The organism is Streptococcus moroccensis, from assembly GCF_030812835.1.
GTDB lineage: Bacteria > Bacillota > Bacilli > Lactobacillales > Streptococcaceae > Streptococcus > Streptococcus moroccensis.
In genome coordinates this window covers 1-1,271 of the sequence record NZ_JAUSTM010000055.1, presented here as the reverse complement: position 1 = coordinate 1,271, position 1,271 = coordinate 1, and the positions used below count along the sequence as shown (strand labels likewise).

Genomic DNA, 1,271 nt, shown 5'->3' with positions numbered 1-1,271 from the left:
AATGTTAGCATATTATTTAGGAGGTGGTAATGTGGATTTGTTAGAGAAACCTGTCTATAATTACATAAAAAAAAATAATGGAGTTATAACTTTTCGTGATATAGAAGAGCTTAACTTTTCTTACCAACAACTGAATCAATTGGTCTTAAAAGGTAAAGTGGAATCAATTGAAAGAGGGATTTATCATCTGCCTGATACCTATATTGATGATTTCTTTAGTTTACAGTATCGTTTTCCAAAAGGAATTTATTCCTTAGAAACAGCACTATGGTTACATGGCCTTTCCCTCACTGTTCCATTTGAACCTGTGATGACTTTTCCTTTTGGGACGAACACGAGGCTAATGAAAGAAGCTGGTGTTAAGCCGATTGTTGCTAGAAATCATCATGAAATCGGTATTATAAAACTAGAGCGACAGGCTGGACAGTTTATCTCAGTATATGATATGGAACGAACTTTGGTAGAGTGTTTGAGAACAGCTTATCATGTTGATGTTCAAGTCATTGCTCCAGCGTTTCAAGCTTACTTCAAAAAAGGATCTGTGAATTATGCCAAGTTGTACCACTATGCACAACTATTTAAAGTAACTGAAAAGCTGCAATCTTATGTGGAGGTCTTGTCGTGAAATTTTCAAATGCCAATAGCTTCAAAGCGAAAATTAAGAATATCGCAAGAGAAAAAGGGATACCTGTTCAACAAGTTCAGCAGAACTATTTGATTGAAAAAATCTTAAAACTCATCTCTGAAAGTCGGTATAAAGATTCTTTCATTGTGAAAGGTGGATTCCTTATCGGACAGATGATTGGCTTAGATAAACGAACAACAATGGATTTAGATGTTACTTTGAAAGGTCAACCTCTTAGCGAGGAAAATATTCAAAAAATCTTCAAAGAAATTGTAAGTCAACCTTCTGAAGGTTTTCAATTTGAAGTTGATATGTTAGAGCCAATTCGACAAGATGACGAATATGGTGGCTTTACCCTCAAACTCAAGGCAACATTCGATACCCTACGTGAAGTTGTCTTTATTGATATAACAACAGGTGATCGGATAACGCCACGAGAAATTACTTATCAATTGCAGTCTGTTTTTTCAGAGAATAAGCTAGAAGTTTGGACTTATAATTTAGAAACTGTTCTTGCTGAAAAATTAGAAACGATTATTCGTCGAGGAGCTGCTTCAACTAGACCTCGTGATCGCTATGACCTCTACACATTGTATCACCTTCGAAAAGATGAGATTGATATCCCAATATTGAAAACTGCTCTAAA

At 35.3% G+C, this 1,271-nt stretch carries 2 protein-coding genes; both read left to right on the top strand.

All coding sequences use genetic code 11. The features are described from left to right. Positions 1-31 precede the first annotated feature (31 nt). Entirely contained in the window at positions 32-625 is a 594-nt protein-coding gene (locus J2S23_RS11270; protein WP_307122794.1) for a type IV toxin-antitoxin system AbiEi family antitoxin domain-containing protein, read from the top strand. Continuing rightward, positions 622-1,271 (top strand): nucleotidyl transferase AbiEii/AbiGii toxin family protein (locus J2S23_RS11265; protein WP_307122793.1); only part of this gene is annotated, 650 nt, incomplete at its 3' end. The genes J2S23_RS11270 and J2S23_RS11265, both read left to right, overlap by 4 nt.